This window comes from Halapricum desulfuricans, assembly GCF_017094525.1.
GTDB lineage: Archaea > Halobacteriota > Halobacteria > Halobacteriales > Haloarculaceae > Halapricum > Halapricum desulfuricans.
In genome coordinates this window covers 695,461-715,732 of the sequence record NZ_CP064788.1, presented here as the reverse complement: position 1 = coordinate 715,732, position 20,272 = coordinate 695,461, and the positions used below count along the sequence as shown (strand labels likewise).

General features: G+C 63.1%; 22 protein-coding genes and 1 pseudogene. 10 read left to right on the top strand and 13 right to left on the bottom strand.

Features of this window, described 5'->3' with window-relative positions:
- Positions 1 to 36: 36 nt before the first annotated feature.
- Positions 37 to 663: a phosphoribosyltransferase gene (locus HSR122_RS03640; protein ID WP_229111330.1), complete on the bottom strand. Its 627-nt coding sequence runs from the start codon at positions 661 to 663 to the stop codon at positions 37 to 39.
- Between the two features lie 169 nt (positions 664 to 832).
- Between HSR122_RS03640 and HSR122_RS03635 the strand changes: the two genes are divergently transcribed.
- Positions 833 to 1,210, top strand: coding sequence for a DCC1-like thiol-disulfide oxidoreductase family protein (locus HSR122_RS03635; RefSeq protein ID WP_229111329.1), 378 nt, complete (start codon positions 833 to 835; stop codon positions 1,208 to 1,210).
- Between the two features lie 31 nt (positions 1,211 to 1,241).
- Here the strand turns inward: HSR122_RS03635 and HSR122_RS03630 are convergent, their stop codons facing one another.
- From HSR122_RS03630 to purH, 3 genes are all read right to left on the bottom strand, one after another.
- Complete coding sequence (locus HSR122_RS03630; RefSeq protein WP_229111328.1) at positions 1,242 to 2,120, bottom strand: mechanosensitive ion channel family protein; 879 nt, start codon at positions 2,118 to 2,120, stop codon at positions 1,242 to 1,244.
- Complete coding sequence (locus HSR122_RS03625; RefSeq protein ID WP_229111327.1) at positions 2,117 to 2,365, bottom strand: YhbY family RNA-binding protein; 249 nt, start codon at positions 2,363 to 2,365, stop codon at positions 2,117 to 2,119. Before HSR122_RS03625 ends, HSR122_RS03630 begins: the two co-directional genes overlap by 4 nt.
- 61 nt (positions 2,366 to 2,426) lie before the next feature.
- Positions 2,427 to 4,007, bottom strand: coding sequence for a bifunctional phosphoribosylaminoimidazolecarboxamide formyltransferase/IMP cyclohydrolase (gene purH / locus HSR122_RS03620; RefSeq protein ID WP_229111326.1), 1,581 nt, complete (start codon positions 4,005 to 4,007; stop codon positions 2,427 to 2,429).
- Positions 4,008 to 4,225: 218 nt separating this feature from the next.
- On the opposite strand from purH, the gene HSR122_RS03615 reads away from it, so the two are divergent.
- Together HSR122_RS03615 and HSR122_RS03610 are read left to right on the top strand one after the other, a co-directional pair.
- A complete protein-coding gene (locus HSR122_RS03615; RefSeq protein WP_229111325.1) occupies positions 4,226 to 5,089 on the top strand; it encodes a bacteriorhodopsin in 864 nt (287 codons plus the stop codon).
- Positions 5,090 to 5,178: 89 nt separating this feature from the next.
- Positions 5,179 to 5,559: a hypothetical protein gene (locus HSR122_RS03610; protein WP_229111324.1), complete on the top strand. Its 381-nt coding sequence runs from the start codon at positions 5,179 to 5,181 to the stop codon at positions 5,557 to 5,559.
- A 53-nt stretch (positions 5,560 to 5,612) separates the two neighbouring features.
- Here the strand turns inward: HSR122_RS03610 and HSR122_RS03605 are convergent, their stop codons facing one another.
- Positions 5,613 to 6,764, bottom strand: coding sequence for an inorganic phosphate transporter (locus HSR122_RS03605; protein ID WP_229112174.1), 1,152 nt, complete (start codon positions 6,762 to 6,764; stop codon positions 5,613 to 5,615).
- Positions 6,765 to 7,033: 269 nt separating this feature from the next.
- On the opposite strand from HSR122_RS03605, the gene HSR122_RS03600 reads away from it, so the two are divergent.
- Positions 7,034 to 7,558, top strand: coding sequence for a DUF5817 domain-containing protein (locus HSR122_RS03600; RefSeq protein ID WP_229111323.1), 525 nt, complete (start codon positions 7,034 to 7,036; stop codon positions 7,556 to 7,558).
- 142 nt (positions 7,559 to 7,700) lie between these two features.
- Here the strand turns inward: HSR122_RS03600 and HSR122_RS03595 are convergent, their stop codons facing one another.
- Entirely contained in the window at positions 7,701 to 8,918 is a 1,218-nt protein-coding gene (locus HSR122_RS03595; RefSeq protein WP_229111322.1) for an RNA-guided endonuclease InsQ/TnpB family protein, read from the bottom strand.
- A 187-nt stretch (positions 8,919 to 9,105) separates the two neighbouring features.
- Here HSR122_RS03595 and HSR122_RS03590 point away from each other — a divergent pair, with 187 nt between their 5' ends.
- On the top strand, positions 9,106 to 9,510 hold the full coding sequence (locus HSR122_RS03590) for a hypothetical protein (RefSeq protein WP_229111321.1): 405 nt from the start codon (positions 9,106 to 9,108) through the stop codon (positions 9,508 to 9,510).
- Here the strand turns inward: HSR122_RS03590 and HSR122_RS03585 are convergent.
- Entirely contained in the window at positions 9,505 to 9,678 is a 174-nt protein-coding gene (locus HSR122_RS03585) for a hypothetical protein (protein ID WP_229111320.1), read from the bottom strand. The genes HSR122_RS03590 and HSR122_RS03585 overlap by 6 nt on opposite strands.
- A gap of 36 nt (positions 9,679 to 9,714) precedes the next feature.
- On the opposite strand from HSR122_RS03585, the gene HSR122_RS03580 reads away from it, so the two are divergent.
- Positions 9,715 to 9,861: a hypothetical protein gene (locus HSR122_RS03580; protein ID WP_229111319.1), complete on the top strand. Its 147-nt coding sequence runs from the start codon at positions 9,715 to 9,717 to the stop codon at positions 9,859 to 9,861.
- Between the two features lie 89 nt (positions 9,862 to 9,950).
- Here HSR122_RS03580 and hmgA read toward each other — a convergent pair whose 3' ends face one another.
- Entirely contained in the window at positions 9,951 to 11,162 is a 1,212-nt protein-coding gene (hmgA, locus tag HSR122_RS03575; protein WP_229111318.1) for a hydroxymethylglutaryl-CoA reductase (NADPH), read from the bottom strand.
- A gap of 97 nt (positions 11,163 to 11,259) precedes the next feature.
- Between hmgA and HSR122_RS03570 the strand changes: the two genes are divergently transcribed.
- Positions 11,260 to 12,234 (top strand): deoxyhypusine synthase, encoded by a 975-nt coding sequence (locus tag HSR122_RS03570; RefSeq protein ID WP_229111317.1) that lies wholly within the window; start codon positions 11,260 to 11,262, stop codon positions 12,232 to 12,234.
- A 384-nt stretch (positions 12,235 to 12,618) separates the two neighbouring features.
- On the opposite strand, the gene HSR122_RS03565 is transcribed toward HSR122_RS03570, so the two are convergent.
- Positions 12,619 to 13,164, bottom strand: a complete 546-nt coding sequence (locus HSR122_RS03565; protein WP_229111316.1) for a hypothetical protein — start codon at positions 13,162 to 13,164, stop codon at positions 12,619 to 12,621.
- A 126-nt stretch (positions 13,165 to 13,290) separates the two neighbouring features.
- Here HSR122_RS03565 and HSR122_RS03560 point away from each other — a divergent pair, with 126 nt between their 5' ends.
- Positions 13,291 to 13,695 (top strand): helix-turn-helix transcriptional regulator, encoded by a 405-nt coding sequence (locus HSR122_RS03560; RefSeq protein WP_229111315.1) that lies wholly within the window; start codon positions 13,291 to 13,293, stop codon positions 13,693 to 13,695.
- Positions 13,696 to 14,147: 452 nt separating this feature from the next.
- Here the strand turns inward: HSR122_RS03560 and HSR122_RS03555 are convergent.
- The 3 genes and pseudogenes from HSR122_RS03555 to HSR122_RS03545 all read right to left on the bottom strand — a co-directional run.
- Positions 14,148 to 14,447: pseudogene (locus tag HSR122_RS03555) on the bottom strand (restriction endonuclease); the annotation flags it as partial.
- A 4-nt stretch (positions 14,448 to 14,451) separates the two neighbouring features.
- Positions 14,452 to 15,789, bottom strand: a complete 1,338-nt coding sequence (locus HSR122_RS03550) for a hypothetical protein (protein ID WP_229111313.1) — start codon at positions 15,787 to 15,789, stop codon at positions 14,452 to 14,454.
- Positions 15,782 to 17,311, bottom strand: a complete 1,530-nt coding sequence (locus HSR122_RS03545; RefSeq protein WP_229111312.1) for an AAA family ATPase — start codon at positions 17,309 to 17,311, stop codon at positions 15,782 to 15,784. Before HSR122_RS03545 ends, HSR122_RS03550 begins: the two co-directional genes overlap by 8 nt.
- A 96-nt stretch (positions 17,312 to 17,407) precedes the next feature.
- On the opposite strand from HSR122_RS03545, the gene HSR122_RS03540 reads away from it, so the two are divergent.
- Positions 17,408 to 17,623: a hypothetical protein gene (locus HSR122_RS03540; RefSeq protein WP_229111311.1), complete on the top strand. Its 216-nt coding sequence runs from the start codon at positions 17,408 to 17,410 to the stop codon at positions 17,621 to 17,623.
- 145 nt (positions 17,624 to 17,768) lie between these two features.
- Entirely contained in the window at positions 17,769 to 18,356 is a 588-nt protein-coding gene (locus tag HSR122_RS03535) for a DUF7342 family protein (RefSeq protein WP_229111310.1), read from the top strand.
- Between the two features lie 134 nt (positions 18,357 to 18,490).
- Here HSR122_RS03535 and HSR122_RS03530 read toward each other — a convergent pair whose 3' ends face one another.
- On the bottom strand, positions 18,491 to 20,269 hold the full coding sequence (locus HSR122_RS03530; RefSeq protein WP_229111309.1) for an RNA-guided endonuclease InsQ/TnpB family protein: 1,779 nt from the start codon (positions 20,267 to 20,269) through the stop codon (positions 18,491 to 18,493).
- Positions 20,270 to 20,272 lie beyond the last annotated feature (3 nt).

Genomic DNA, 20,272 nt, shown 5'->3' with positions numbered 1-20,272 from the left:
GAAGTCGGGCTACAGGCGACTCGCCCTGTCGTCCAGCTACGTATCACCGAGATACGACCGGGCCTGTTCGTCCGATACCTGATCGAACGTCGCGTAGAACTGCCCGACAGCACGGAAATCCGATGGAGCGTCGACACAGATCACGTCGTCGGCTTCGGTGCGCAGCCGCTCGAGGGTCCCGAGCGGAGCGACCGGCACGGCCAGTACGACGCTGTCTGCGCCCGCGTCGGCGATCTGTCTGAGACACGCGGTCGTCGTCGCGCCCGTCGCGACGCCGTCGTCGACGACGAGCACGCGCTTTGCCCGCAGGTCGAGCGGCGGACGACCGCCGCGGTAGCGGTCGATTTTCTCCCGCGCTCGCCGTTGTTCGCGCTCGAGTTGCTCGCTGACGTATCGGTCCGCGACGCCGAGGTCGTCGATCAGCGAGTCGTTCAACCACGCGGTCCCGTCGCTGGCGACGGCACCGATCGCGAGTTCGGGATTGCCCGGGGCCCCGAGTTTCCGCGCCGCGACGACATCCAGCGGAACGCCGAGCCGGTCCCCGACGACGCGCCCGACCGGTAACCCGCCACGCGGGATCGCAAGCACCACGTCGGCCTCGACGCCGGCGTCCACGACCGCGCCGGCGAGCCGACGACCGGCGTCAGTCCGATCCGCGAACATGGCTCTCTAGCCCTCTCGTCGTGCTGGTGAGGCGCGCTCTCGATGCCGGGACGGTACTCGCCACGGACGGCCGCAATCTCGCAGTGTGAATGGTTTTTCCTCCCATGCTCTCTTCTTTGTCCTGCACCACCAAGGAGTTATTTAGTCCCCAGCGGTCCTAGGGAGGAGTATGACAGATGCGACCCTGATCTACGACGACGCGTGCGGGTTCTGCACGTGGGCAGCGGAGTTCGTCGCCGAGCGGTCGGACGTCGAACTGATCGGCTTTTCGGACCTCGACGAACGGACGCGCGAGCGCCTGCCCGCCGACTACGAGAACTGTGCCCACCTGATCGTCGGCGACGCCGTCTACTCCTGTGGCGCGGCGATGGAACAGGGGTTCGTCCGGACTGATCTCGGTGACGATCTCGCCCCGCTCGCCCGCTTTCTCGACCAGTTCGAGGATTACACCCGGGTTCGCGAGCACCTCTACCGGGAAGTCGCCGATCGCCGGGACGTGCTGGGATCGATCGTCTCGCGCGAGCCGCCAGCGCAGTCGGAGGACTAGCGCCGGTCGGAAAAAACGATCGGTCGCGGCTCTAGCTCTCGGCGACGGCCTCGTAGCCCTCGACGTCCAGCGACCCGCCGATGGTGCGGTTCGGGTAGGGGATATCGATATCTTCCTCGTCGAACCGCTCTTTGACGGACTGAACGTACTCGCTTTTCGTCTTGACGAAGTCACCGCGGCCCGGGTCGGCGATCCAGACGCGGGACTTGAGTCCGACCGAGGAATCGCCCAGTTCGGTCAGCCGGACCGAGGGCGCGGGATCGTCGAGGATCTCGTCGTGCTTTTCTGCCTCCTCGATGATGATCTCGGTCGCTTTGTCGATGTCGTCGCCGTAGCCGATACCGAAGAGGAACTGCAGGCGCAGCTGGTCTTTGGCAACGGGGTTTTTGATAACGCCGCTGGTCAGATTCGAGTTCGGTACCGTCAGCAGTTCGTTGTCGAAGGTCCGCACGCGGGTCACTCGCAGGCTGATATCCTCGACGACGCCGGCGTTGCCGTCCCACTCGATCCAGTCGCCGATGCGGAACGGCTTGTCGGTGTAGATGAACACGCCGGCGACGAAGTTCGCGATGACGTCCTGCATGGCGAACCCGATCGCCAGCGTCGCGGCGGCGGCGATAGTCGCCAGTGACGTCAGGAAGTTGCCGTAGCCGGCCATCCCGAACGCGACGGCGATCGCGGCGAAAAGCACGAGGATCGCGACCATCTTCCGGATCGGCGTCCGGGCGTGTTCGTCCAGTCCCCGCTTGCGGAGGACGCGACTCACCATCGGTAACACGACCGCCTTGCCGCCCCAGTACAGCACGGCGAACACGAGGACGAACGTGAGCAGCGATCCCAGCGGGTTGGCTATCGACGCCTCGAGACCGGCGTCGATCAGGAACTCGGAGACGACCTGCAGCGGGATCATCGCTGGAATACGGCCGTGTGGCCCCGGGTCTGGACGACCTCGGCGTTCGTGCGTTCGGCGAGTTCCTCGGCCAGTTGCTCGCTGGTCGTGCCGCCGCGGGCCGACCGCAGGAACTTGACTTTCACGAGGTCGCTCGTCTCGAGTTGCGACGCCAGTTCGTCGGCGACCGAGTCGACACCGCCCTTACCGACCCGAAGCGTCGCCTCCAGGTCGTGGATCCGGCGCTGCTGGTCTGTATCCGTCATGTCCCACTCGTTACGTCGTCCCCCTTTTCAACGTTTGCTTCGTCCGGTCAGTAGCCGAGCCTCAATCGTGCCTAAAGCACCGCGTCCCGGTCATGACCATCGTCATCCCGAGTTCGTCGGCCGTCTCGATGACGTCGTCGTCGTTGACCGAGCCGCCGGGCTGGATGACCGCCTCGATGCCGGCCTCTGCGGCGGCCTCGATCCCGTCCGGGAACGGGAAGAAGGCGTCTGAGGCCATCACCGCACCCTCGGCGTCCTTGCCCTCGGCATCGCTTTCGGCTTTCATCTTGGCGATTTCGACGGCGTCGACCCGCGAGACCTGTCCGGCCCCGACGCCGACGGTCTCTGTGCCTTTCGCGAAGAGGATCGCGTTGGACTTGACATGCTTGATCGTCTGCCAGGCGAACAGCATCGACTCGATCTGCTCGTCGGTCGGAACCCGGTCGGTGACGACCTCCAGATCGTCGGGGGACAGCGACTGCAGGTCGCGCTCCTGAACGAGTCGCCCGCCGACCAGATTCTTCTCGGTCAGCGTCTCCGTGGTCTCGAACCGGTCGCTCACGTCCAGCACCCGGAGGTTGTCCTTCTCGAAGAGCGTTTCCAGCGCGTCGTCGGTGTAACCCGGCGCGACGACGACCTCCTTGAACGACTCGACGATCTGTTCCGCCGTTGCGGCGTCACACTCGCGATTGAGAGCGACGATCCCGCCGAACGTGCTCTTGGGATCCGTCGAGAGCGCGTCGGCGTACGCCTCGCTGATCGAATCCGCGACCGCCGCACCGGCGGGGTTAGTGTGCTTGATGACCGCACACGCGGGCTCGTCGAACTCCTTGACGATGTTCAGCGCGGCGTCGGCGTCGTTGTAATTGTTGTATCCCATGCCCTTCGCGCCCTCGTTGCGTTGCGGCGCGTGGACGACACTGGCCTCCTCGCAGGTCGGGTCGGCATACAGCGCGGCGTCCTGATGGGGGTTCTCCCCGTAGCGCAGGTCGGCGGCGCGGTCCTCGCTACTGACCCGGCGAGCCGGAAACGTCCCCTCCTCGTCGCCCTCGACGCTGACCGTGCCGGCCTCGCGGTCGACGGTCACGCGGTCCTCGGCGAACCACCGCACTGCACGCGGGTAGGCTCTAAACTCGCCCCGAGAGAGGACGCGCTCTTTGAGGTCATCAACGTCGTCGCCCTCGAAGACGGGAACCGGTTCCTGGGTGACGATCGGCCCGCCGTCGACGGTCTCGTCGACGACGTGGACGGTACAGCCGGTCTGTCTCACGCCCGCCTCCAGGACCTGCTCGTGGGCGTCCATCCCCGGGAACGCGGGCAGCAGCGACGGATGGACGTTGAGGATCGTCGGCTGGCCCTCGACGAACGCCTCGGTGAGGATCCGCATGTACCCGTCCATGGTAACGAGGTCGAACTCGTACGCTTCGAGGGCTTCTTCGACCCGCAATTCGTGTTCGCGGCGGGTTTCGTCCCCGTCTTTCGGGACGACTTCGGTCGGAATACCGCGTTCTCGGGCCTGTTCGAGGACCGGCGCGTCGGGGTCGTTCGAGAGGACGACGGCGAACTCCACCCCACCCGGAGCGCGGTCGGCGATGTTCAGCAGGTTGCGGCCGCGATTGGATGCCATACCGGCGAGTTGCATATTCGTGAGCGCGTGTCCAGCGCGCAAAGTAGTTGCGGAATCGTCGACACGCCCGTTTCGAGGCAGTGGTACGGCCGACAGATAACGAACGAACGCCGAGACGAGCCTCCGACAGACCGAGCCGAACCGTTGCGTCGCTCTGCTCCCGTGACTGGTCGGTTCCCAAACCAGTTTGGTACAGGATATAGGGACGATACGGTGGTAACTACAATGTAGTCATGTCACAAACTACCGCGACCGTCGTCGCGCAGGTATCCCAACAGGACATGTTCAAACACGTACTCAACGACCCCCTCCTCGGGAGTTCGATCTACGTCAACATCGCGCTCGCGGGGCTGACGTTGCTGTTGTTCGTGTATATGGCGCGCAGCCTGACTGATCCGCGCGCCAAACTGATCGTCGTCTCCGTGATGGGGGTGTCGGCCGTTTCGATCGCCAGCTACACCGGACTCGCGTCGGGACTGACGATCGGAATCCTTGAGATGCCGGAGGGCCACGCGATGTACGAGACGACGACAGAGCTGGCCCACAGTGGAGAAGAAGTCGATGGCACGGTCAGCCTCTGGGGTCGGTACCTGACGTGGGCGTTCTCGACGCCGTTCATCCTGCTCGCGCTCGGCCTGATCGCCGGGTCGAACCTCACGAAGATCTTCACGGCGATCGTCTTCGACATCGGCATCATGATCACCGGGCTGGCCGCCGCGCTGACCACGTCCTCCTACCCGATGCGGTGGGCCTGGTACGGGATCAGCGTCACGTTCTTCCTCGTGGTCGTCTACATCCTGCTGTTCGAGTGGCCCGAGGACGCCAGACAGGCCGGCACGGCAGACATTTTCAACACCCTGAAGATACTGACGGTCGTGCTGTGGTTCGGGTACACGATCTGGTGGGCGCTCGGCAACGAGGGACTGGCGGTCATCGAGTCGGTCGGGCTCACCTCCTGGGGCTACAGCGCCTTCGACATCGTCGCGAAGTACCTGTTCTCGTTCCTCGTGGTGAAGTACGTCGTCGACAACGTCGAGAAAGTTAGCGCCGGATCCGATTACGGCGCGACCTCGAGCGCGATACCCGCCGACGACTGATCGTCGCGTCGTTTCACTCGTGACTGAGGCGGCTCGAACGGACGGCGCGGACCGAAACGTGTTTCGCCCCGTCCGAACAAGACCCCGGCATGCACGACCGAATCGAGCGCGTGACCGGCGCGACCACCGCGATCGCGCTTGTCGCCGCCGCCGTGCTGCTCGCGCCCGCGTTCGCCGGCTTCGGCGCGTCGCTGGCGCTCGCGGTCGTTGCGGTCGGTCTGACCGTGCTGGCGTTTCTCGCTCGCGAGGCGATCCGCACGCTCGCGCCGGTACCGTGGCTGCAGTTGCACTTCGAAACCGTCTGGGTCGGGGCGGCGGTCGCCGCGCTCGTGCTCGTCGCGTTCGCCGGCGTGACGCCGGCCGAGTTGCAGACGCTGGGTGCGGTCGTCGGCCTGCTCGGGCTGTTCAACTACCTGCTGCGACCGATCTATCTCACGCTTGGGAGCGTTCTCACCCGGGTGACGAAGTGACCGATACGGCCGGAAACAGCGTCGGGGTCGCGTTACGGTGCGGCCGGAACCGATCACTGAACGCCGAGCACCGTCGAAAAGACGGTGTAGATGCCGTATCCGACGGCCACCGACGTCCCGAGCGTGAGAATCCAGAAGAGGACGGTGACGCCGATCTTCCGCCGGGAGACGCCCGCGGACCCGGCGGCGAGTCCGCCCCCGATCACGCCCGAGATGATGATGTTGTTGAACGAGATCGGGATCCCCAGCGCGATCGCGGTCTGTGCGATGACGAAGCCGGGGACGAGCGCGGCGATCGATCGCCTGACACCGAGCTGTGCATACTCCCGCGAGGTCGCCTGCAACAGACGCGGGGCACCCATCCACGCGCCGGCGAGGATCCCGACGGCACCGATCGACAGCAGGACGATCACCGGCAGACCGAGATCGTCAACGAACAGTGCCTGTAGCGGGCCGGTCGCGAGGCCGACCTGACTGCCGCCGCTGGAGAAGGCGACGATGCTGCCCAGCACGACCAGAAACGTCCGGATCCCCTTCTCGACGGACCGCTGGGTCCGACGGCGGATCGCGACGAACCCGAGCACTGCGAACGCGATCGTCACAAGGACCTGCACTGGACCGACGCCGCCGACTGTCGGCAACGCCACGACCATCGAGACGAATCCGGCGATCGAGTTCTGGTCAGCGCCGGGCGGGGACGGAACGACTCCGAGCTGAATGTTCGCGACGATAGCGGCGACGACGGCCGCCAGCAACGGGACGCCGACCGTCTCCGGGATGTCGTCCCGCCGGAGCAGGGTGGCGGTCGCGTAGGCGATCCCGCCCGAGACCGGCGGGACGAGCAGCCAGAACCGGCCGAGTTGCCGGTAGGTCTCGACGGCCGGATCGCCGCCGAGCGACAGTCCGACGCCGACCATCGCGCCGGTCGTGGCGAACGCCGCCGGCACGGGATAGCCGGTATAAACGCCGAAACCCATGAACCCCGCCGCGGTCAGCAGTCCCGCAGTCGCGGCCAGCGGCGTGATCGAGACGCCGTTTATCAGGTCCGTCCCGACGGTCTCGGAGATCGCGCCACCCTGCGCGACCGCGCCGAGGGCCGCGAGAATCCCGATGACGAACGCCGCGCGCATCGTCGAAATGGCGCTGGCACCGATCGCCGGGGCGAACGGCGGGGAGTTGCTGTTTGCCCCCAGCGCCCAGGCCATCCCGATCCCGGCCAGCGTCGCCAGCACGGCCAGCGCGTAGAACGTCGCAGCCACGTCAGCGCCACCCCCGGTCAACGCTCCGACGCCAACGCGATCTCGTCTCTCGTCGCAGTTCAGACACGTCGATCAGCCGGGCGGGTGCCGAGCGTCCGGAATCGATCCTGGGTAACGCCACACACAATATATCATCGCCACTCGGGAAAAGCGTTCGCGAGGCCCCCGTCGGTGTCTGGCGGCACCTTCTTGCCTTCGGGGGCGTATTCCCTGATATGTACGCTGTCGTCGGGTGCAGCGAGTGTAGCGCGCTGTGGGTCGTCGAGGGGCGACCGGAGACGACCCGGTGTCCCCGGTGCGGCACTCGAAAGCGGTTCGATCGACTCAAGCAGTTCGTCACGACCGACGACCCCGACCGGGCGAAACAGGCCCGGGCGGCGATGCTGGCCGAGCGCCAGGAGATGGGCGAGGTGTTCGCCGACCTCGATGACTTCGCGAGCATGGCCGCCCGGCTGGACGAGGCGGGGATCGACGACGAAACCTATCTGGAATCGTCGGGCGTCGATCCCGAGGCCGCTACACAGGCGGGCGATCGAGCCGAACAGGGAGTCGGCGGTTCTCGCAGTCGCCAGGAGACTGTGACCGACGCGCTGGTCGAACTCGACGAGCCGACCAGAGACGAGATCGTCGCGTACGCACGGGAGCGGGGCATCACCGAGGACTACGTCGATCGCACGCTGGAGAAACTGCGTCGGGCCGGCGAGATCACGGCGTCGGACGGCGCCTACCGGCGGCTCTAGCCGGCGTCGAGGCGGCGTACCGCCGGCATAGAAGACTCGAGCGCTGTCGACACTGTCCATCAACCGTCAACTGCCACCCCGCGCACGGTGGCACGGGGCTTGAATGGCTTGTCAGTGAACTCGGCCTCTGCCGACCGCGTGGTTAGTCGGACGGGACAAATCCCCGATTTGGCGTCACTATTCCTGACTTCAGGGCGAGTTGACTGTCGCCCGTCCGCCGCGACGACTGTAGGCCGCGACGGACGTACCGCCACCCAACATTCTTCGCACCCACGTAATCTGCATTCTGAGTTGCACCACACGACTCACACTCAAACTCCGCCTGTCGCACTCGGTTCCCCTCACTCGTATGACCACACTCGGGACATCGCCGACTCGTGTTCTTCGGGTCTACAAACTTGACACTAATCCCTTCGGCTTCGGCCTTGTACTCCACGAGGTCAACGAGTTGTCGGTGCGCCCACTGGTGAAACTCTTTGACGGGCGGCGCACGCTTCCGGATGTGTTTCAGATTCTCAAACGCGATGTACTCGCAACCATGAGTACGTGCTTCTTCGAGAATCTGGTTCGCAACTTGATGGAGTTGGTCACGAAGATACCGTGATTCTCTACCGCTCATCTGCTGTATCGTCCGATGGGCGGATTGTGTCCCAGTCTGCTGAAGGTTGCCGCGAATCCGCTCGAACTCTCGATGCTGGTGCCTGAGTTCTCTGCCAGAGGCGAAGTATGCTGTGCTGGTGGTGGCGATGTTGACGATGCCGAGGTCAACACCGAGAACTGTCCTGTCCTCATCGTCACCTTGCACGTCAACTTGCTTTTCGGGCTTTTCCTTTCGGAAACCGAGGTGCAGGTAGTATTCGCCATCACGCTTTGACAGTGTAGACTCTGTTACCTCCCACTCGTCATCGTTGAGGTATTCGTGTTGATACCCGTCTTCGTTGTCTGGCAGGTTCAGGTCACACCGAATCCGACCATCGACGGTGGAAAGCGACACAGACCCGTCATCGAACAACGTCATCGTCCGAGTGTCGTATTTCACCGTATTGCTAGTGAACCCTGGTTGAGACGTTTTGTAGTGTTCGTCAAGGTCTTCGATTGCTTCGACACCATCAAGTGCGGCTGCGGCCTGATGAGCGGCGAGAATTGCGTGCTGACTCCCGAGACAGGTTTCCTCCATCACCGTGTCGTAGGCGAGGTCTTGGAGGTAGGTTTTCCGCGTTTCACCGTGTTTCCATCCGATGTGACTGCTGATGTTACAGGCAGTTTTCCACTCGCTGATGGTGGTATCGAGCAAGTTCTGTTGCTCGTCGGTGAGGATGGGACGGGTGATTGCGGTGCGTCTCAGGTAGTCGTCTGCCACAGGTTTCAATAGACAGTAGAGGTACTTAATAGTTGGTGGTTTGTGGCAACGAGTGTCGGCTTCAACCCCGCCCACGGTGTTGACGCAAATCGAAGATTTGCGAAAGCCGAAAACCTACGGTTTTCGGAAGGGCGGGGAATCCGCCTCGCTACCTAGTTTGAAATATGTCGGGAGTGAATACCCGATAATGGCGTCTTCCCTCCCTGCGGACGGACGCGACCTCGTCTTCGGCACCGGAGCCGGCGTTGTCGGGTTCCTGTTCGGCCTGGCACTGCTGGTCGTGGGTGCGACCGGCCGGATCGACCTGCTCGATCAGTCGCTCGCAGTCGTCGTGCTCGTGGTCGTCGCGTTCGCGTTCGGCGTCGCCGGCCTGTACGACAACGTCGCGCTCGGCGTCCCGAGACGCGGTGCAGCACACCTCGTCTCCGGCTCCGCGATCGTGCTGGCGTTGCTCGCACCTTACGGCGAGTCGAGCCGGCTGTTCGCCGTCACGGCCGGGCTGTTCCTGCTGGCCGCCGGGATCTATCAGCTCGCGATCGCGGTCGGGGTTCTCGAATCCGACCAACAGCCCGCCGACGAACTCGAATCATGAGCGGCGCGCCCCCGGCTCGACCTCGCTAGCGATGTCGTCGGTGTCCTGGCCGGGGCTGTCATCGTCGCGGCCGGGCTGGTCGGGCCGCCGACCGTCGCCGGCGTCGATCTCGACGTCACCGCCAGGGGGCTGTTCGGTGCCGGTTTCAGCGCCGTCGGGATCGATCATCTGCGAGCCGGTGCACGCGCCCGCGGATACGGAGAATTGATCGCTGGCACGGGCGCGGTCACGTTCGGGCTGTCGTTTTTCGTTTCCCCGTCGATCACCGCGTTCCTGCTGGGCGTGCCCGGACTGGCGTTCGGCGGGACGGTCCTCGTCACCGAGAGTTTCGGTCTGTCGGCGCCGGAGTGATAGTGGCCGTTGTACCGATTTCCCGGTGCGACCGTACGACGGCGTGCGATCGGCACAGAATCGACAGACGGCAATCGCGATGACTGCAGTCACCGACCGTGTTCGGCGTGGGCACTCGCGAGATGGCGGCCCGCGAGCGCACCCAAGAGCGATAGTTCGCCGGCCAGCGCGCCCGCCGCGAGCACTTCCGCGAGCGCGTCGCCGTTCGTCCCCGGCGGGTCGCCACCGCCCGCGAGCCCGATAATCTCGAGCGCTTCCGACTGGGTCGGGAGTCCCGTCCCGCCGCCGACAGTCCCGACTGCCAGCGCCGGGAGTGTCACCGACACGTACAGGCCGTCTTCGCGGGCTTCGACGCTCGTGATAGCGTGTGCGCCCTCGACGACCTGGGCGACGTCCTGTCCGAGCGCGAGAAAGGCCGCGCCGACGACGTTGGCGACGTGAGCGTTGAACCCCAGGCTGGCGGCCTTGGCGCTGCCGAGCAGGTTCTTGCGCGTGTTGACTTCGGCGATCGCCTCGGGTGTCGTCCCGAAACGGTCCTCGGTCGCGTCCGCCGGGAGGACGACGTCGGCGGCGACCGACCGGCCGCGACCCTCGATAGCGTTGATCCCGGCCGGCTTCTTGTCGGTACAGAGGTTCCCCGAGACAGCCACCATCGAGGCCGGCGTTTCCGATTCGATCACGTCGGCAGCCGCCCGGGTCGCGATCGTGGCCATGTTCATCCCCATGGCGTCCTTGGTGTCGTAGACGAACCGGACGAAGACGCTGTCGCCGACGACGTAAGGCGTCGCCTCGCGAAGCTCGCCGTGGCTGGTCGTCGACTCCGCGGCGTCGGCCAGCCGATCGAGGCTCCCTCGAACCCAGTCGGCGACAGCGGCGGCCTCGCGGACGTCGCTCGTCTCGAAGACGGGTGCGCGGGTCATCCCGCGTTGCAGGACAGTCGTCGACGCGCCGCCCGCCGCCCGGATCGCGCCAGCGCCCCGATTGACACTCGCGACCAGCGCGCCTTCCGTCGTCGCCAGCGGCAGATAGACGGATCCGCTCGCGGCCTCGCCGTCGACGGGGAGCGGTCCGGCGACGCCCAGCGGGACCTGCGTCGCGCCGATCATGTTCTCGACGTTCGACTCGGCGCGCTCGGCTGGGAACGCGTACTCGCCGATCGTTTCGAGGTCGACGCCCGGTTCCGCCGCGAGGAGCAGTCTGCGAGCCGCGGCAGCAGTGTCGGCGTCGGCATGATCTTCGAGTTCGTACAGTCGAAGTTCGCCCGCCCTGACGCGCTCGGCGAGCGTCGCGGCGTCGGTCATATCCCTCTGCTCGTCGGGGAGTCACCTAACGGTTGTCCCGCAAGAGGGACCGATCGATTTCGAGGTATTCAAACCGCTCCCCGGAGTAGACGCTCGCATGGACGCCGACGAGACACGCGACAACGTCGTTCCGGGGAGCGACGAGGAACTGGACACCCCGGACGTTCGCGGCTACGACTTCCGCGGGGAGTTCGACTTCGAAGCGATGATGGACGCCTACGCGACGACCGGGTTTCAGGCGACCCAACTCGCCGAAGCGATCGACATCACCGAGCGCATGCAGGAAGAAGACGCCGAGATCTATCTCACCTTCACCTCGAACATTATCTCTTCGGGGCTACGTGAGACCGTCGCGTACCTGATCCGCGAGGGATACGTCGACGTCGTCATCACGACCTCCGGATCGCTGACCGAGGACGTCATCAAGACGGCCAAACCCTTCAAGATGGGCGAGTGGGAGGCCGACGAGGCACAGCTTCGCGAGCAGGGGATCAACCGCCTCGGCAACATCTTCGTTCCCTCGGACCGGTACGTCTGGCTCGAGGAGTACCTCTATGACTTCTTCGACGACTTCTTCGCCGAGGAGAAGATCCGGACGCCGACCGAGTTCGCGCGCGAGCTGGGCGAAACCCTCGACGACGAGGACTCGGTGCTCAAGCAGGCCGCGGACAACGACGTCCCGGTCTACTGTCCGGCGCTGACCGACGCCGAGGTCGGCAACTTCCTGTACTACTACCGGCAGGCCTACGACTCGGAGGTCGGCATCGAGATCCTCGACGACTACGATTCGCTCATCGAGGACGGCCTGCTGGCCGACCAGACCGGACTGATCGCGGTCGGCGCTGGCGTACCGAAACACCACGCGATCATGACGAACCTCTTCCGTGGCGGCGCGGACCACGTCGTCTACATCTCGACCGGGATGGAGGGCGACGGGTCGCTGTCCGGCGCACCACCCAGCGAGGCAGTCTCCTGGGGCAAGATCAAGGAGGACGAGGAAACCAACTACACGCTCGTCGAGGCCGAGGCGACGCTCGTCTTCCCGCTTTTGGTCGCGAGCGCGTTCAAGTAAACCCACTTTTTACTCCCTCGGGTTTCCTCGCGCCTACGGCGCTGCGGGAACCGCTCAGTCGCAAAAACTTGGGGAAAAACGACCCGGACGACTCACTCACTTCGTTCGTTCGCGTCCGGTGAAACGGCGCTCACTCCGTTCGCGCCGTATGCTAGTCGCCGACTGCCTCTTCCACGACTTCGATTTCCTCGTCGGTCAACCCGTACAGTACCACTTTTTACTTCGTCGGGTGTCCTCGGGCCTGCGGCCCTGCGGGCACCACTCCTCGTAAAAACTTGGGGAAAAACGACCTCGACCTCACTGCGTTCGGTCGAGTGAAACGCGCCTTCGGCGCGTATGCTAGCGTCTGATCGTCTCTGCTAGGGCACGGTCGACCGTCCAGTTTCACGGGAGCGTCTCGCTCACGTCGACGAGGTCCTCTTCGGTCTGCCAGCGATACAGCCGTCCTTCCCGGTCGAACAGTTCAAAGACGCCGTCTTGCATCCAGCCGAATGGGTGCGCGTCCTCGTACTCCCGCTTGAGCACGTGGCTCTTGGAGAAATACTCGGTCGTCCCGACGAGCAGCCCCTGTTCGACGAGGAAATCGCTGGGCTCTTTCTCGGCGACGCCGACGAGATACGTCACGATATCGGCGATCAAACAGAACTTCTGGATGCTGTTGTCCCACTCGCCGCGGATATCGACCATCCGGAACGCGTAGGCGTCCTGACGGCGGTTGAGCCGATCGACCACCAAATTCAGCCGTCGGATCGGCTCTCGGTCGTAGTTTCCGAGCACGAAGTACGACCGATCGTTCTCGTAGACCGGCGTCAGTTCGCTCAGCGCGTGGAGGATTTCCTCGTTGTCCGCCAGCGAAATCTCTTCGTCTTCGAGTCGGTCCATGGCACTGGTGAGGACGTCTTCGGGGACGGGCGGCACCGAATCGGACATGGACGCTTTTTCACCGAGTCGCGCGATATATTTTATGGCAGAGGTGTGCCGTTCGAGCGTTCAGTTCACTCCAGAGTAATTTACTCGGAGGTAAACTACTTGCCGCCGGAGCACATACGACGACGTATGAGCACCGAACTGGAAACCGCGTCGGGGATGGGATCCCGCGAACTCGTCCACTTCGTCACCCAGCAGACGCGGTTCGCGCTGGTCACCAACATCCTGCAACACCCCGAGCAGCTTCCCTCGATGTACGAACTCGAGCAGCTCAACCCCAGCGTGAGCGAGGCGACCGTCTACAAGCACGTCCAGAAGCTGATCGACGCCGGCATCGTCAAAGAGGTCGCACTGGAAGACGACCAGCGCCAGCAGGGCTACCCCTGGAAGTTCTACGGCCTCACTGCAGACGGCCGGGAGTTCCTCGAGGCACACAACCTGCTCGCCGCCGAGGACACCCTCCAGCGGATGTACGAGACTATCTCCGACAAACCCGAGAAGATGGTCAAATACGAGCAGGCGCCTCGGCCCTAGACAACCACTTTTTACTCCCTCGGGTTTCCTCGCTCGCTTCGCTCGCTGCGGGAACCACTCGGTCGCAAAAACGTGGGGAAAAACGACCTCGGCTTCGCTCCGCTCAGCCGAGTGAAACGCGCCTTCGGCGCGTATGCTAGTCTCCGACCGCCTCCTCCACAACCACTTTTTACTCCCTCGGGTTTCCTCGCGCCTACGGCGCTGCGGGAACCGCTCAGTCGCAAAAACGTGGGGAAAAACTACCTCGACCTCACTGCGTTCGGTCGAGTGAAACGGCTCGCTTCGCTCGCCGTATGCTAGTCTCCAACCGCCTCCTCCACAACCACTTTTTACTCCCTCGGGTTTCCTCGCGCCTACGGCGCTGCGGGAACCGCTCAGTCGCAAAAACGTGGGGAAAAACGACCTCGGCTTCGCTCCGCTCAGCCGAGTGAAACGCGCCTTCGGCGCGTATGCTAGTCTCCGACCGCCTCCTCCACGATTTCGATCTCCTCCTCTGTCAGCCCGTACAATTCGTAGACGATCTCGTCGATCAACTCGTCCGTGCGCTCGATCTTTTCCTCCAGTTCCTCGGCCCGGGCTTTCGTCTCGGTGTAGTTTTCGAGCCCACTCTCGATGTCGGCCGCACGGGGCAAGGTCAGCTGTTGCAGGCGGTCGATCAAGGAGTTGGTCTTGGTCGCGGTCTCCCGGAAGTCCGCGAACCCGCCGGCCTCCTCGACAGCCACGGGCACGAACGCCTCAACCAGAACTATCTCACCGTTACAGTACCCGTTCGACGACAGTAGACAACCTCTCTTCAAGTTCGGACGCTTGAAGGATCCGGATCGATCGCTGTTCGTCTAGCGATGCAGTCGCCGTGTCTTCCAAGTCTTGTACCACGAGGACACCGTTCCAGCCCGTTCCGAACGCTGGGTCGTCGTAAACGAACCTCTCGTCTTGCTGGAGAAAGGCCAGATACTCTAACGTCTCTTTGATTCCCCCTCGAATCGTCTCGGGACGCGTCGAGTTCTTGACTTCCGTGATCAGGTACTCGCGTCGGTCGTCAGCGCTTATCTCAAGAACGATCACGTCGGGACGACCCGTCGCGTCGGAGAACTCATCGTCCAGAAAATACGTGTTCGCGACGCGCCGTGATTCGTGCTGAATGAGTTCCGTTCTCGAAAGGTCTTCGCGGTCTTTCTCAGAGATGTCCGAGAGGAATTTCAGTCCCCGATCACGGCCGGAACTGTTGTGATACAGGACGACTTCAGTGCCGTCCTGGGAGAGGCGTGCCACTTCCTGTGTCGCGGACTCGATCGTCCGCATTTCGAAGCGGTCGTCGCTCAACTCCTCGATCGCGGAGACGTATCTGAATAGCACGTAGAGTTCGAACAACGTCTCGTCGTCGTCCGGCGTGATCGCAGTCGTCTCCAGCAGCGATCGGATTGCGGCCTCGTCACCGTCGATACTCCGTTCGTAGTCTCCCAGGAGGCGTGCCGCGGTTCGATACAACTCGCTTCGGGAATCGGCAGCACGCTGAAGCATGCGTGGCGTCGGTTCGTAGCTCGCGGGTGACCTGATCCGACGAACGTGGACGTTCCGTTCGAACAGTTCCCGCATCCGTTCGATCAGGTCCGTACTCTCACGCCACCGATCAGTGATCCACTCGTAGTCACGCCGAAGGTACGGCTCGGCCTCGTCGAGCGTCGTGTATATGATCGATAGCAGGCGCTTCAGCACGAGGTTCTCGTCGATGTCGTAGCTCTCCGTGCGGTGCTCGCAGACGAACAGCGACCGATCGTCGGGATTGCGTGAGTGTCGGGCCTGGAGGGTCTTCCCCCAGTTGATACGGCCGTCGACGCTGCCACGGGTGCGCCGAGAGGTGTTCTGCGTCTGTGTTTTGATACGCCGGAGTTGCTCGGGGAGCGACTCGACGAAATCGACGACGGCGGGTCGAAGAATGAAGTGCAATCTGACGAGTCGCTCGTAGTCGTGAAACCGTTCGTCGAGCGCGTCCGGTGCGATCTCCGAGACGACGTGACGGTCCGAGAAGGAACCGTGCATCACGTACGCCAGGATGTCCTGGGTGAGTTCGTCGAGGAGTTCGTCCCTATTCATCGATCGCGACCTGCAAGACGTCAGTTGCGAGCCGACCCAGCCGCGTCTCGTCGACATCGTCGACAGCGGCGAGCTGGGCAGCGATCTGTTCGCGACGCGGAACTCCTTCGAGTTGAGGGAAGACGTAGCTACCTACGGCCTCGGTGAGCGATCGCTCCAGTGAACTGGGTGTCGCCGCGACGTGAGCGAGTATGTCCTTGATGATCGCCGGACCGATCTTTCGCTCGTCGACGACGTTGTTCGTCACGTACCACACGTCGCCCACGGCCTCGCGAACGTCTGACTCGACATCCATGCCCCAAGTCTCCGCGTACGCGTCGACGAGCGCGTCACGTTCGTCGTCGTCTTCCGGGACTGTGGGTGCGTCGACGTAGACGAACGCGAACCGTCGCATGAACGCGTAGGACATCTCGTACAGCGATGTCTTGTCGTAACTGTTCATCGTCGCGATGAGCCGCCAGGATTTCGGAACGGCGTACTGATGCGGTGCAAGGTCACCGTCGACGTTGTCGGCGGGAAGCAGTTCGATCTCCTCACCGGCGCGAGTGAACGGCAGCGTCACCGGCTGGCCCGAAAGAAGCGTAAACAGCTGTCCGAACGACTTGTCGATGTCCGATCGATTGATTTCGTCGATTATCAGTATCTCGTTGCGCTGGCTGTCCTGGCGCTTGAAACAACGGAGGATCTGTCCGGGCGTGAACGACAGGTCGTCACTCTGCTCTTCCGGCATGTACCCGCCGACCGTCTCGAACGTCGACCAGTCCGCCGTCGCAGTCGTCGTCTCGAACCCAGTGAAAACGTCCGAGTTCTGTGCTGCGAGATGAGACGCCACGAGCCGTGCGATTTCGGTCTTGCCGGTCCCTGGAGGGCCGGTGAGAACGATGTGTTTACCCGCATCCAGCGCCGCCGTGATCTGCTGAGCGATCTCCGCGGCGCGATCGTCCGGAAAATACAGCTCCGAGAGCACGTCCGGATCGACGTCGAAGTCCGGTGTTGCATCTAGATACAGTTGTTTCTCTGGGGAGGATTCGCCGTAGACGAGCGATTCGACGGAGCCGTACCGACCACGGATCCCGCCCACGCCCATCTCGTTGAGTGACGAGAAGCCGAGTGGATAATCGCGACCGTATCCAGCCAGTTCATGTATCTCGGCGGAGTCGACGCCGAGTTCGACAGGCGCGTCGAGATAGATCAGACAAACCCACGGCTCGTCCGGCTCGTGATTTGGCCAGATATCGCGGCCGATCCGCTCGTTCTGTTCCGTGGCCCGAACTTCGGCGGCGTACTCGTAGGACCCGTTTCGGTAGAAGAAGAGGAAGTCACCGGGCGAGACCTTCTTCCAGCTTCCCTCGACAGTCGACTTCGTCCCCCACAGACGGACCGTCTCACCGTCGATATCTGTCCCCGCACGTGGGCGAACCTGATCGGCTGAGACGCCGTCGAGGACCGTCCGCCGGAAGTTGTCGGCTGCGGCCTCGTTTCCGATCGGCGCGAGAAAGACGTCTGGCCCCGAGTAGGTCATGGCCCGAACATGGACCCACGGATGGATAAAACATCTAGGGCTGTCCATCGATCGTGTCCGACGATTTATCACTGGATTCGCCACCAACCGGAGGTGATGGACTTGCGTCGACATCCGACTGCTCGGTGTGAGCGCTGTGACAGTCGGCTGTGGTACGGCCTGAAATCGGAGGGAAGCGGCTGGAAGGTGCTCTACAAGTGCCAGACAGCAGGATGCGAGGGCGAGGTCGCCACTTCGTTCATCGACATGGCATCGGTTTCGAGTCGTGATGAAGTATACGAGCGTGCTGAAGATATCGGCCGGACGCTGTGACCGCGAAACTGAAGCGGTATCGTAACCGTGATCTACCGTTTCTCGATCAATCACGCCCAAAATTCAGTATGCTCCTCGTCACACGAAATAGCGCAGAATAGAGCTTTGCCAAAATACTATATTACTCTACGCGGTACATCCCAGTATGGAAGACCGAGGCCCGCCAGAGTATACAGACGTCAACGAGGCGGTCGGCGACGAATGGGAGTCCGAGACGACTCCCTACGAGCGGATCCGACACGTCATTGCCCACACCTACCGTCCAACCGCGGCTGATGCGGTCGCCGAGGCCGCACGGACCGCGCCGAAAACGGCGCGCAAGCACCTCAACGCCCTCGCAGACGAGGGGTTCGTCGAGACGACGACCGGCGAACACGGGGGGACGCTCTATCGCCGCTCGTCCGAATCGCTCGTCGTCGAGCAGGCTGCGGACATCCTCGAACACGTCACGACCGACGAACTCGTCACGCGGATCGAGGACATGCGCGAGCAACTCGCCGAGTTCCGGGCCGAGTACGGCGTCGACTCGCCAGAAGCGTTGACCGTCGAACGGACGAACCGGGCGCTCGTCGAGTCCGACATAGCGGAACCCGAGATCGACTCGGAGACGATGCAAGAATGGAAAACCCTTCGCCGAAACCTTGCGTTCGCGAACGCTGCCCTCTCGATCGGGAACGCCGAACAGTTCGTCGACGGCGACCGCCGTCCGACTGATGAGGGCACTCCCGCGTGAGACATGTCGGATTCGCCTGTCCGAGCCGAGGACCATACTCTCCGCGGGGCGATCGACCGGCCGGCACTGCTCACGATACGCGATACTGTCGAGGAGATGGAACCGTTCTGATTTTCAGTAGCATTTGGTAGCATTCACCCATAATCGGGAGCACTGGCGAGAACGTGCTGTGTTACACTACCGCTGGGCCGCCGCAGGCCCGTGTTACTACTGTGATTTTGCTGCAGTCCACCCATGTCGGTCCCGCTCCGTTTCACGATGAGTGACGGAGCACGGTACTGGGACAGGTGGGTCTGACGACCGCTCGCCTGATCCTGTTGGTCGGTCGCGGACTGAACGCCAGAAACGGCAAGCGTTTCTGAGGCTCGCGAAGCCTCGCTTCGCTCACCGCCAGTAGAACGGGCACCTCGCGGTGATGGAAAACTGGCGTGCTTCCCCACCTCCATATAGGCGGCAGGGTTCGCCTCCCCCATCTTGGAGCCGTCGAGGTGCTTCCGACCGACGTTCACCGCCCCAACTACGTCGCGGTCGCACTCGTACCCACACTCAGGACAGTGAAAGTGCCCGCCGTGCCGTTGTTCAGTATGGTCATCGGGCGCTTTCACCGTCCGCCCGTTCTCACCGCACCGGGGACAGTGCCGACTCGTTCCCCACGGATTCACCGTCTCGAAGTCGATCCCCACCAACTCGGCTTTGTATCCGACGCGATCGAGGAGTTCGCCGCGAGCCCACGAGGAGATCGACCACGCAACTGAACCGCTCGTCTCTGGTGCGTCGATTTGCCCGAGTGACTCGAACACGATGGTTTCACAGCCGTACTCTATCGCCAGCCACACCAACTGGTTCGCTACGTCGTGCTGGATTTGCTCACGCAACCGCCGCTCTTTCCGCCGTGTCTGGCGGTACTCACTGAGCAAGTGGGTGAACCGTTCCGTGTGGGCAGTGCCCTGTCGCCGGAGTGCTGCCAGTCGGTCGTTGATGCCCTCGGCGTCAGCCTTGAGACGGAACAGTTTGTCTTTGGCCGGATGGTCAAGAAACTGCGGTGGTGAAATCTGCTCGTGTGTCCTGTCGTCGCCGTTATCGAGGACGACCGCCGTGGCCTGTTTTTTCACGCCGAGGTCAACCGACAACACGCGGTCACTGACTGTCTCAGTGTCCTGGTCGGGTACAGCAACGGGCACGTCAAGTGTGTACCCATGCTCGGATGCGTGGAGCGTGGGCGCTTTCACACACCCGGTTTCGACCATCGCACTGAACCGTGCGTGGGTCGGGAAGCGGATTTCGTGGTCTGTCCAGTCGTGATAACTGTCTGGTGAGAGTGAGTCCGGCGCGTTCAGTACGACCACCACGTCGCCGTCCTCGATGGTGAGGTCGTGGATGTGGTAGTCGCCTACGTCCGGGGCGTACGGAAGCGTCCCGTTCGGTTCTGGCGTCTCGATAAGTTCTGTGTATGTCTCGGGGAAGTGGCCGTGTCGGTCGTAAAACCTGTTGAGTTGTTCGACGACAGTTTCGAGGACGCGCCACGCGATGTACGGGGAGTCCTCGTCAAACAACCGTCTGCGAAGGCGGTGCCAGCCAATCCGCTTGATCTTGCGCTCATCAACTGTGTCGAGGACAAACTGGAAGGCCTGAAACTCGTCGGTGTGAGCATCGAGGACGTGGGTGACGCGGTGGTAGACACACCGCTTGAATCGGCTGTAGACATACTCCTCAACGTCTTCGAAGGCGTCATAGTCGTCGTCACGGATGTAGGTGTAGGATTGGCCGGTGTGGTCGGTGATGGCGTTGAGGTGGTCGTTGCTCCAGTACTCCTCTTCGAGCAGGCGTTGGGTGTGTTTCTGGACGAGCGTGGTGAGACGATCGCACGCTTCGTGATACGCATCCGGGATGTGGAACTGTTCGGTGAGTTGCATCGG

Coding starts and splice junctions, on each gene's coding strand:
- HSR122_RS03615 (WP_229111325.1), top strand. CDS start 4,226: ATGTCACAAACTACCGCGACCGTCGTCGCGCAGGTATCCCAACAGGAC.
- HSR122_RS03625 (WP_229111327.1), bottom strand. CDS start 2,365: ATGACGGATACAGACCAGCAGCGCCGGATCCACGACCTGGAGGCGACG.
- purH (WP_229111326.1), bottom strand. CDS start 4,007: ATGCAACTCGCCGGTATGGCATCCAATCGCGGCCGCAACCTGCTGAAC.
- HSR122_RS03640 (WP_229111330.1), bottom strand. CDS start 663: ATGTTCGCGGATCGGACTGACGCCGGTCGTCGGCTCGCCGGCGCGGTC.
- HSR122_RS03530 (WP_229111309.1), bottom strand. CDS start 20,269: ATGCAACTCACCGAACAGTTCCACATCCCGGATGCGTATCACGAAGCG.
- HSR122_RS03605 (WP_229112174.1), bottom strand. CDS start 6,764: ATGGCCTGGGCGCTGGGGGCAAACAGCAACTCCCCGCCGTTCGCCCCG.
- HSR122_RS03565 (WP_229111316.1), bottom strand. CDS start 13,164: ATGTCCGATTCGGTGCCGCCCGTCCCCGAAGACGTCCTCACCAGTGCC.
- HSR122_RS03540 (WP_229111311.1), top strand. CDS start 17,408: ATGGACTTGCGTCGACATCCGACTGCTCGGTGTGAGCGCTGTGACAGT.
- HSR122_RS03600 (WP_229111323.1), top strand. CDS start 7,034: ATGTACGCTGTCGTCGGGTGCAGCGAGTGTAGCGCGCTGTGGGTCGTC.
- hmgA (WP_229111318.1), bottom strand. CDS start 11,162: ATGACCGACGCCGCGACGCTCGCCGAGCGCGTCAGGGCGGGCGAACTT.
- HSR122_RS03630 (WP_229111328.1), bottom strand. CDS start 2,120: ATGATCCCGCTGCAGGTCGTCTCCGAGTTCCTGATCGACGCCGGTCTC.
- HSR122_RS03610 (WP_229111324.1), top strand. CDS start 5,179: ATGCACGACCGAATCGAGCGCGTGACCGGCGCGACCACCGCGATCGCG.
- HSR122_RS03585 (WP_229111320.1), bottom strand. CDS start 9,678: ATGATCGATCCCGACGGCGCTGAAACCGGCACCGAACAGCCCCCTGGC.
- HSR122_RS03550 (WP_229111313.1), bottom strand. CDS start 15,789: ATGAATAGGGACGAACTCCTCGACGAACTCACCCAGGACATCCTGGCG.
- HSR122_RS03560 (WP_229111315.1), top strand. CDS start 13,291: ATGAGCACCGAACTGGAAACCGCGTCGGGGATGGGATCCCGCGAACTC.
- HSR122_RS03535 (WP_229111310.1), top strand. CDS start 17,769: ATGGAAGACCGAGGCCCGCCAGAGTATACAGACGTCAACGAGGCGGTC.
- HSR122_RS03545 (WP_229111312.1), bottom strand. CDS start 17,311: ATGACCTACTCGGGGCCAGACGTCTTTCTCGCGCCGATCGGAAACGAG.
- HSR122_RS03635 (WP_229111329.1), top strand. CDS start 833: ATGACAGATGCGACCCTGATCTACGACGACGCGTGCGGGTTCTGCACG.
- HSR122_RS03590 (WP_229111321.1), top strand. CDS start 9,106: ATGGCGTCTTCCCTCCCTGCGGACGGACGCGACCTCGTCTTCGGCACC.
- HSR122_RS03570 (WP_229111317.1), top strand. CDS start 11,260: ATGGACGCCGACGAGACACGCGACAACGTCGTTCCGGGGAGCGACGAG.